General features: G+C 53.7%; 7 protein-coding genes and 1 pseudogene. 4 read left to right on the top strand and 4 right to left on the bottom strand.

The annotated features are described in order from the left end of the window. Positions 1-87: 87 nt before the first annotated feature. From WFM46_RS21060 to WFM46_RS21050, 3 genes and pseudogenes are all read right to left on the bottom strand, one after another. Positions 88-1,767: pseudogene (locus tag WFM46_RS21060) on the bottom strand (fimbria/pilus outer membrane usher protein); the annotation flags it as partial. Positions 1,768-1,845: 78 nt separating this feature from the next. Next, a complete protein-coding gene (locus tag WFM46_RS21055; protein ID WP_336998445.1) occupies positions 1,846-2,508 on the bottom strand; it encodes a fimbrial biogenesis chaperone in 663 nt (220 codons plus the stop codon). Positions 2,509-2,569: 61 nt separating this feature from the next. Beyond that, on the bottom strand, positions 2,570-3,130 hold the full coding sequence (locus WFM46_RS21050; protein WP_180210550.1) for a fimbrial protein: 561 nt from the start codon (positions 3,128-3,130) through the stop codon (positions 2,570-2,572). Positions 3,131-3,991: 861 nt separating this feature from the next. On the opposite strand from WFM46_RS21050, the gene WFM46_RS21045 reads away from it, so the two are divergent. The 4 genes from WFM46_RS21045 to WFM46_RS21030 all read left to right on the top strand — a co-directional run bounded on the left by WFM46_RS21045 (position 3,992) and on the right by WFM46_RS21030 (position 9,006). Then, positions 3,992-5,098, top strand: coding sequence for an NADH:flavin oxidoreductase/NADH oxidase (locus tag WFM46_RS21045; RefSeq protein ID WP_103178979.1), 1,107 nt, complete (start codon positions 3,992-3,994; stop codon positions 5,096-5,098). Positions 5,099-5,331: 233 nt separating this feature from the next. Next, positions 5,332-6,690: an MFS transporter gene (locus WFM46_RS21040; RefSeq protein WP_336998444.1), complete on the top strand. Its 1,359-nt coding sequence runs from the start codon at positions 5,332-5,334 to the stop codon at positions 6,688-6,690. Between the two features lie 25 nt (positions 6,691-6,715). After that, on the top strand, positions 6,716-8,071 hold the full coding sequence (locus WFM46_RS21035) for an NAD(P)H-dependent oxidoreductase (protein WP_159339187.1): 1,356 nt from the start codon (positions 6,716-6,718) through the stop codon (positions 8,069-8,071). 50 nt (positions 8,072-8,121) lie between these two features. Continuing rightward, positions 8,122-9,006 carry an NAD(P)-dependent oxidoreductase gene (locus WFM46_RS21030; protein ID WP_336998443.1) on the top strand — a complete coding sequence of 295 codons (885 nt, stop codon included), beginning with the start codon at positions 8,122-8,124 and terminating at the stop codon, positions 9,004-9,006. On the opposite strand, the gene WFM46_RS21025 is transcribed toward WFM46_RS21030, so the two are convergent. Continuing rightward, the coding region (locus WFM46_RS21025) for a substrate-binding domain-containing protein (RefSeq protein ID WP_336998442.1) at positions 8,999-9,382 on the bottom strand (384 nt) is incomplete at its 5' end. The genes WFM46_RS21030 and WFM46_RS21025 overlap by 8 nt on opposite strands.

Below are 9,382 nucleotides of genomic sequence, written 5' to 3'. Positions count from 1 at the left end.
GGGCAATAGCGTTGAAATATGAACAGGAGCGCACCGGGAATGAGACCTTTATCAATGGCCGAATGGTTTTTGAGTCGGCCATTCCGGGTATCGGCTATGCCCTGGGCTTCCAGTGTAGCTCACTGAACTGCTGGCAAGCGAACCATCCAGCGGCATGGTGATATTGAAGGACCAGGAGCGATCGGGATTATTGTGTCCGCTGGACTGGGTATAGTAGTAGCCCAGCCCCCAGGAGATCCCTTTCCAGGCGCTGTAAAAGCCGGCATGGAGCGTTTTGTCGCTGCTCTGGTTGTGCCAGTAGTCCTGAACGTAAGCGGACAACGACAGGTTCCCCACCTCGCCGAGGGTCTGGCTGATGGCAACCTCTTCCCGGGTGCGTTTGTTATCCACCAGCCCGTAACGTTGCTCCAGCCTCATCGCCTCACTGAAGTCGTAAAACCCGCTGGAGGAGTAGCGGTAGCTGGCGAGGCTGAACGAGGTGCCCGCCCGGGCAAAACTTTTCTGATACTGCGCCCGCAGGGAGTGGCCGCGGTAGCGCTTGCCGGAGGGGGTTGTGGTGTCTGCCAGCGTCACGTCGGTACCCAGCGAGCCCAGCTCCCCTAAGCTATGCCCCACCCCGAGGGCCAGCGCGTAATAATCATCAGCCAGTTGCGTGCCACCAGACAGGGTAAAGGCTGCCGGTAAACCGTAAAACAGCGTGCTCTGGATAAACGCCGGGGTGCGGCTCTCATCGTGGCCTGGGTGAAAGCGCCCGGCGCTGAGGCTGTATTTTACCCGCTCCTCCCGCAGCATAAACGGCACGGACGAGAACGGCTGGGTAAAGGTGCGCTCCGAACCGTCGCTCTCCTTCACGTTGACCTCCAGGTCGCCGCTCTGCGCGGTCGGATAGAGATCCTTAATAGCAAACGCCCCCGGGGAGACGTAGGTTTCGTAGGTCACGTAGCCATGCTGGGAGATGGTCACTTTGGCGTTACTGTGGGCGACGCCGCGGATCACCGGAGCAAAACCGCGCAGGCTGTCCGGGAGCATCTCTTCATTTGACATCAGCTGGACGCCGCGAAACTGCACGCTGTCAAACACCTCCCCGCTGGTGTAGGTATCCCCAATCCGCAGCTGGCTTTTCAGCGGGGCGACGTCCCGTTGCAGGTATGTACTGAGCGACTGCCAGCGCCGAGTGGAGTCGTACTGCATGGACGAGGTGTTGCGCAGCCGCCACGGCCCGAGGTTCACCCCGCTGCGCAGGTTGAGGAAGGTGGAGCGCCCGTTATGGGTGGATTGCCCGGTTTGCGCGCCGGAGAGCGTGTAGTCGACAAACGCCGCCGGTATCCCCTCATCCCAGCGTGCGGGATCAATATACCCCTCGCGCTGAACGTTCATTGCCGCCTGGGGAATACTCAGGTTCAGCCGCTGGGTCGGGAAGTCGAACCGGCTGCTGGCATCCGGGATGTACTGGCCGATACGGGTGAAGGTTTCCCCGTCGTGCAGGCGTTCAAATGAGGAGAACGCGCTAACGTTGACGCCATATTCCGCCAGCTGGGCCGCCGTCAGCACTGGCACAAGGGTACCATTCTCCTCCACGAAGGTGATATTCCCCTCGCTGACCTGCTGGTCATTGACCCAGATGGTGACCGGCCAGGTGCCGGGCTGCTGCCCGCCTGCGGTGGCAAAATAGTGCAGATCGGCGGTTTTTTGCTGCGCAGAGCTCAGTTCCAGCGCCGCCGGATCGAAGTAATCTTCTGCCCGCACCACCCCGGGCCTGGAGAGCATCAACAGCGCAGTGGGGAGCGTTGCCAGCAGTAACGCACCGTCGCGGCGTGAAGTGTTCGTTTTCACCCTCGCCCCCGGTTACTGCTGCGCGGCGTCAGTGATACCGCCAGAGTCGTTAATGGCGCGCCACGTCACCTGCCCGGTGCCGACCCCCGTCCATATCTGGCTGCTCTTAGGCGCGATCATGCCCGGTTCGGGGATCGCTTTTCCGCCGACCGTCAGGCTGTAGAGGGAGACATAAAACGGCGTCGGGTTATGGGCCACCAGCCGGTTACCCTGTCGGGTAAAGGTCAGCTTCTGCCAGGCGTCTTTGGCCTCGCCCAGCCCTTTTGGCCGCCAGAAGAGCTTGAACTTCGATTTCACGTTGATCTGGAGCTTGTTGGACGCCGCTTTTTGCGTCGGGGCGATGTTTTTCACGCACAGCCAGTACACTGACTCCCGGTCTGTAGGCAATGCGCCCCCGGTGAAGCTGATCCGCAGGACGTTCTCCTGCTCAGGATCGAGGCGAAAGAGCGGCGGCGTAACCACAAAAGGCACCGGGCGTTTATCGTCTGCGGCCTGGTTTTCCACCCACGACTGCACCAGGTAGGGAACGCGGGTATCCATGTTCGTCACCGTAATGGTGGCTTCGCGTTTCCCTTCCTCATAGATCACGCGGGTTCCGCCCATCACTACCCCGGCCTGAGCGGTGGCGCAGGCCAGAAGAAAAGCGGTCATCACAGCGGCAAGAAGCTGTTTCATCGTGCAGATACCATTGGACAAAAAAGAGAATGAACAGGCGCAGGGCCTGCTCATGCGGGGATCAGTTATAAACCATCAGGAAGTTTGCAACGCCATTAGCCGCACCCGGGGTGACTGTCTTCTCCGTGGAGACGTAGTCAGCAAAAAAGGGCACCGTGGCTTTACCGGAGGCTACCGGAACGCTCGCTGAAACCGTCCCCAGGGCAACCTGAGAGCTGGATGCGCCGTTGTTATACAATTTAATACCCACACCTTTCGCTCCGCCGGCCACCGCCAGCAGGGTGGCATCAAGGGCATCTTTTTGACCATCGAACAGCACGGCAACCGTCGTCACCGACGCCGGACAGTTATCTACCTCAATTTTGAAAGGGGTTTTAGTCGTTTCGGTGCCCGCTGCGGTGAAATAGCTTGCGCCCCATTTCCCCAGGTCAACCTGCACGTCTTTGCTTTTGGTGGTGATATTGCAGGAGGCGTCGACGATTTCACCGCTGAACTCCACGATCCCGCCGGTGTTTTGCGTACCCGCGGCAGCACCCGGATTCGTGGTCATATTATTAGAAAATGCGGCACCAGAGGCCAGCGTGCCCGCCAGAATTGCAGCTACGCGAAATTGATTCTTCATTATTACGCTCAACTTTACTTGTTATTCATGATGACGTTGACCGATACCCTCCGGTCCTAAAACTCATCCCTTCTGCGTTTCCCTTTAAATTAAAATGCCTCTCCCGGCTAACCAGAGAGCATTATTCCCCTGATTAATCGCCCTTTATTTAAAAATAAACTGCGTTTAATCCACCTACGCGCATAAAAATGATATTTCCCGTATCACTAAAAAACAACCGGGTATCTGCTGCGCAAACTAGCCGCCCCGGCAATGTTGACATGTCAACATTGACGTCATTGATTAATCTTAATATTTTTGTATTTTCTTGCACTGCAATGGTGAGAAATGGCTACATAAAAATAACATTCAGCCCTATAAAATGGCTATCTTTGCAATTATACCCAAGAGGAAAACTAGCAGTGAAATTAATATTCAGATAAATCTTATAACGAGCTAATAAATAAAAAAACCGAATATCAATGTTTACATTAAAATACCAATACAGACAACTTAAGTGTTATTTCAAATACCCTGAGCAGGGTTTAAAATAAAACCCGCACCATGTTTTATTGTTATTATCTGGAGCACGATAAAGCCGCCCATGTCACGGTGCGCATCGTGACACCCCCGTTAGATACTCACGGCCCCCTAACCGCAGGAACAGCAAAAAAGTGAAAGTGTTTGTCGATTTTCTGATGGCGCATCTTTCAGCAACGTCGCAAAGTGAATAGCGTAATCATTAAAGCGTTGCGTCTGACGCAGCGGACTTTTGCATAAACGGCAGGTTCAGTTATCGTTATCTCTGCGTTATGTTGATGAATATATAAGGGTAAAAATCGCCCTCCCCTGTTTCTAACGCTGCAATCTGGAGTGACATGTATGTCTCAACCCAAGCTGTTTACACCGTTACGTATCCGCAATCTTGAACTCGACAATCGCATCGTGATCGCCCCCATGTGTCAGTATTCTGCCGAAGAGGGCTGCATGAATGACTGGCATACCCTTCATCTGGGGCAACTGGCCCTTTCCGGTGCGGGTCTGCTTACCATTGAGGCGGCAGCCGTCTCCCCGGAAGGCCGCATTACCTACGCTGACGTCGGGCTCTACGATGACAAAACCGAGGAAGCGATGGGCCGGGTGCTGGATACCCTGCGTAAGTGGTCTGATATTCCTGTTGGCATCCAGCTGGCCCACGCGGGCAGAAAAGCGTCAACGCACAAGCCGTGGGATCATCGGGGGCAGCAAATCCCACCCGACCAGCAAGGGGGCTGGCAGACGTTAGCCCCTTCTGCAGTGCCTTACAACGAGGGCTATGTCCCGCCAACCGCTCTCGACAGCGAGGGCTTAGCCGAAATCCGCAACCAGTTCGCTGAGGCCGCAAAACGTGCTGCCAGACTGAATATCGATCTGATCCAGATCCACGCCGCCCACGGCTATCTGCTCCATCAGTTTTTATCGCCGCTCTCTAATCAGCGCACGGATAATTACGGCGGTTCGCTGGAAAACAGAGCCCGGTTCCCACTGGAAATTGTCGACGCGGTGCGGGAAGCCTTCCCGGCGGAGAGAGCCATCAGCGTGCGTATCTCCGGGACGGACTGGGTGGAAGGCGGATTTAACCTTGAAGAAGCGGTCGAGTTCTCCAGAATGCTGGAAGCGCGTGGCGTTGACGTGATCCATGTCTCCAGCGGCGGTCTGCATCCGGATCAGAAGATTGAGGTCTATCCGGGCTATCAGGTGCCGCTGGCAAGGGCGGTGAAAGCTGCGGTAAATATTCCGGTGGTGGCGGTGGGATTAATTACCGAGCCCGAGCATGCGGAATCCATCGTAGCCAGCGGGGATGCTGATTTTATTGCCATCGCCCGCGGCGCACTCTATAACCCGCGCTGGCCATGGCATGCGGCAGCGGCGCTGGGCGCCCAGGTCCATGCGCCGGAACAGTATCTGCGTTGCCAGCCGCACACCCTGAAGAACCTGTTTAAGTCCTGATGTTTCGGATACCCGTGGCATCACGGGTATCCTTCCCCGCCTGAAAGCATGATCATTTACAACTCGTTAACCTAGTCACAATTTATTAACTTTCCCCGCGCATCTCTTGACTGTTTCTGTATCAGTCGTAAAACTCTTGAAAAAAGTAAAACGTTTTACTTTTTCATAAAACTGTCGCGGTATTCATGCATTTTCCGTGATTTTCAGTGGGTTAAACGCTACTGGGATACATCATGAAACACGTAGAAGAGTTCGATAGTACGCTGGCCGGTGTGGGTGTTACGCCTGAGCCAGGCCAAACAGAAATTTCATCGCTGGCAAGGGGGGCGGTAAAAAAAGCCAAATTTCGGCTGATGCCCCTGATACTGCTGATGTATCTGCTTGCGTTTATAGATCGCTCAAATATCGGCATGGCCGCGTTAACCATGAATCAATCCCTGGGGTTAACGCCTGAACATTTTGGCTTTGCTGTGGGGATATTCTCCTTCGGTTATATCCTGTTTGAAATTCCCAGCAATGTGCTGCTGGAACGATACGGTGCACGCTTCTGGTTAGCCCGAATCATGATCACATGGGGCATTATTTCCATGGCGATGGCGTTTGTACAAGGCGTGGTGACGCTTAGTATCCTGCGCTTTTTACTGGGCGTGGCCGAGGCGGGACTGGCGCCAGGTATTGTTTTCTATCTCACAACCTGGTTTCCCAAAAAGGAGCTGGCTAAGGTCTTCTCCATTTACTATTTAGGTGTTCCGCTGGCTGCTATTATCGCCAATCCGATCTCGGGTTATATTCTCGATAATTTCCATAATGTTGGGGGGCTGGAGAGTTGGCAGTGGCTATTTTTAATTGAAGGTTGCCCGCCTGTCATCTTATCCGTTGTGGTTTTTCTTTATCTTACCGATAAACCGTCTAAAGCGTCCTGGCTTAAACCCGAAGAGCGTCAGGCTTATCAGGACCTGATGGAAAAAGACCAACAGGCGACCTTGTCCGCCGGACACTCCGGTTTCAGGGAAATGATCAAAGACCGACGAGTCTGGCTGCTGGGGATGGCCTATTTCTTTACCGTCATTGGTCTCACAGGCCTCGGTTTCTGGATGCCGCAGTTTATCAAGCGCTTCGATTACTCTGATACTGTTGTCGGCATGCTGGGTACGATTCCCTATATCGCAGGCGCGGTGGTGATGTGTTGGTGGTCGAATCACTCTGATAAAACCAATGAGCGAACCTGGCATTTTATTCTTCCATCGCTGCTCTTTTCTGTCGGATTTGTGGTCGCCGCTATCAGCGACTCACCCGTGATATCCATGGTGGGGTTAACGCTTTCGACGGTGGGTATGCTGTCATGCGTGCCGACGTTTTATACCCTTCCAGCATCCTTTCTTACCAGCCGAGGCTGTGCCGGTGGCATGGCACTGATTAACTCAATTGGCAATATTGGTGGGTTCTTCGGGCCCTTCCTGGTTGGCCTCGTTATCTCGATTTCCGGTAAATCACAGAGCGGTCTCTATCTGTTAGCTGTCCTGGTTTTGTTCTCGCCGTTGCTGATTTATCTCATGAGCAGAAATCGCCGTCAGATTGCTGGCTGGCGTTAATCCATCCCCCTTAAAGGAGTAGAAAATGAACTTAGCAGCATTGTTAGCTGAGCGTGCCTGTGCCGCAAAATCGGGTTCAGCACAGCCTGTTCGTGTGGGCATTATCGGCGCCGGCAAATTTGGTTCGATGGTACTTGCCCAACTGCGACACCTGGAAGGGCTGCATGTGGTGGCCGTTGCAGACCTGGATGTCCCGAAAGCCCGTGCTGCCCTGGCGCGTGTGGGATGGCCAGAATCGCAGTATCAGGCGCATAACATCGAAGCAGCTTTACGCGAAGGCACAACCTGCGTCGTTGAGGATGCAGAACAGCTGATCCGGTGTGAGCAAATCCATTGCATAGTTGAAGCGACGGGACATCCTCTGGCCGGCACTCGTCACGCTCTCCATGCGGTCGAAAATGGAAAACACGTGGTGATGGTAAATGTGGAAGCCGACGTGTTGTGCGGGCCTTTGATAGCGGAACGTGCGCGCCAGAACGGGGTGATTTACAGCATGGCTTATGGTGATCAACCGGCGATCATTTGTGAACTGGTTGACTGGGCTAAAGCCTGTGGCTTTGAAATCGTTGCCGCAGGTAAAGGGATGAATTACGAACCGCGATACCGCTACTCCACACCGGATACCGTCTGGGGATTCTTTGGCTGGTCTGACGAAGAAGTTGCTGCCGGGGACTTTAACCCAAAAATGTACAACTCGTTTACCGATGGTACTAAAGCGGCCATTGAGATGGCGGCTGTCGCCAACGCAACCGGATTAGACTGTCCCGATAACGGACTGGAATTTCCCCCTGCCGGGGTGCATGACCTGGCGCGGGTCTTCTCTCCGGCATCTGATGGCGGGCGCCTGGGTCGCAGTGGGCTTGTGGATATCGCAGCCAGTCAGGAGCCTGACGGACGTGAGGTGCTTAACAATATCCGATACGGCGTTTTCGTGACATTTAAAGCCCGGGATGAATACAGCCGGGCCTGTTTCAAACAGTACGGATTACTGACCGACCCAAGCGGCTGGTACGCGTCGATGTGGCGCCCTTTCCATCTGATTGGTCTGGAAACCAGCATCAGTATTCTCTCCGCGGTATTACGAGGAGAAGCTACCGGGACAGCATTAAGTTTCCGGGGCGATGCGGTTGCAACGGCAAAACGCGATCTCAAAGCGGGTGAGATGCTGGATGGTGAAGGCGGGTTTACTGTCTGGGCCAATGCCTTGCCAGCCAGCATCAGTGTGGCACAAGATTTTTTGCCAATGGGGCTGGCCCATCATGTCCGACTGGTGAAGGATGTCGCAAAAGATAAGGCGATTCGTTTCTCCGATGTTCATTTTGACAACAATCTGGATATCGTCGAATTGCGCAAGCAAATGGTCAATCTTGCGGGATTATAAACAGGGTGATACCCGCAACGGCTACTGTTGCGGGTATATCAGGAGGACAAATGAAAAGCGAAATGCGTATTGGCTTGTTGGGTACGGGGTTGATGGGACAACCTGTGGCGCGTCGACTTGTCGCAGCCGGATATCCGGTCACGGTATGGAACAGGTCGCAAGAAAAAGCGCTACAACTGGCAAGCGCTGGCGTAAAGATCGAACAATCTGCTTCGCAGTTACTGGCAGACAGTGAACTCATCATCTGTTTGTTAAGTGATGCAACGGCGTGCGATGAGGTGATATTCAATCACGACGCACTTCAGTACATTGGTCCAGATACAATCATCCTCATGATGAGTACCCTGTCGCCGGATATTGTGGTTGAGCAAGCACGTAAGGCGCATAGTGTTCAGGCCCACTATGTCGATATCCCTGTTTCCGGCGGAACAACAGGCGCAGAGAAAGGTTCATTATCCTTAATGGCGGGAGGAGACAGGCAGCTCATTGATAGCCTTCGTCCTTTGCTATCACACCTGGGGAAAGTCACGCATGTCGGAGAAGTTGGAGCCGGTCAGCTCACCAAACTTGCAAACCAAATTATTGTCGCCGGAACCTTAAGTTTATTGTCGGAAGCTTTTACTCTCGCGCAACGCGGCGGCGCCGATCCAGAAAAAGTGCGCGAAGCCCTACTCGGCGGGTTTGCAGATTCCACATTGTTGCAACACCAGGGCGAACGCATGGTTAAAGGGGATTTTAAAGCTCGGGGCGCTGCAAAGTGGCAGCTTAAAGACACGCGCAGTGCGGTGGCACTGGCGAAGCAGCTTAATTTGACCCTACCGTTAACAGAAACAGTGAATCAACTCTTCAGCCAGATGATTGATGCCGGAGAGGGTGACCTGGATCATTGCGCCATTATTAAGCAAATCCAGCGTTTAAATAAGGTGGCTATTTAATCCTGGAAACACTTTCTCTTTTAACTAATATGCTATCCAGTTCGCAGGGTTTTTGCTGTTCACCGGATAAACTCAACAGTGCTTTACTGGCCAGTTCTTCAAGAGGATGTTTAATAACGCTAATGGACGGGCTCAGCAGGCGACTCCAGTGACTGTCATGATAAACAATGACGGAAAGGTCATCGGGCACAGCCAATTTTAGCTCGCGGATCCGCGACATGATGACCGGTGCGATTGACGTATTGCCAATAATGATTGCTGTCGGTGGTTCTGCAAGCGACAGCAATTCATCAAGCGACTGGCTGGCGAGTGGATCGCGAAAATTCTTCACTGCGATAAGCTGTTTATTACATTCAATTCCCTGCGCCTGCAGACC

Origin of the sequence: Leclercia sp. M50, from assembly GCF_037150775.1 — a bacterium.
In the GTDB taxonomy this organism is placed as follows: domain Bacteria; phylum Pseudomonadota; class Gammaproteobacteria; order Enterobacterales; family Enterobacteriaceae; genus Enterobacter.
Note: the sequence above shows the minus strand (reverse complement) of the source record. Positions and strands in the feature narration are given on the sequence as shown.

Excerpts from the sequence above, each read along its gene's own strand:
- WFM46_RS21055 (WP_336998445.1), bottom strand. The coding sequence starts at position 2,508 with ATGAAACAGCTTCTTGCCGCTGTGATGACCGCTTTTCTTCTGGCCTGC.
- WFM46_RS21050 (WP_180210550.1), bottom strand. The coding sequence starts at position 3,130 with ATGAAGAATCAATTTCGCGTAGCTGCAATTCTGGCGGGCACGCTGGCC.
- WFM46_RS21045 (WP_103178979.1), top strand. The coding sequence starts at position 3,992 with ATGTCTCAACCCAAGCTGTTTACACCGTTACGTATCCGCAATCTTGAA.
- WFM46_RS21040 (WP_336998444.1), top strand. The coding sequence starts at position 5,332 with ATGAAACACGTAGAAGAGTTCGATAGTACGCTGGCCGGTGTGGGTGTT.
- WFM46_RS21035 (WP_159339187.1), top strand. The coding sequence starts at position 6,716 with ATGAACTTAGCAGCATTGTTAGCTGAGCGTGCCTGTGCCGCAAAATCG.
- WFM46_RS21030 (WP_336998443.1), top strand. The coding sequence starts at position 8,122 with ATGAAAAGCGAAATGCGTATTGGCTTGTTGGGTACGGGGTTGATGGGA.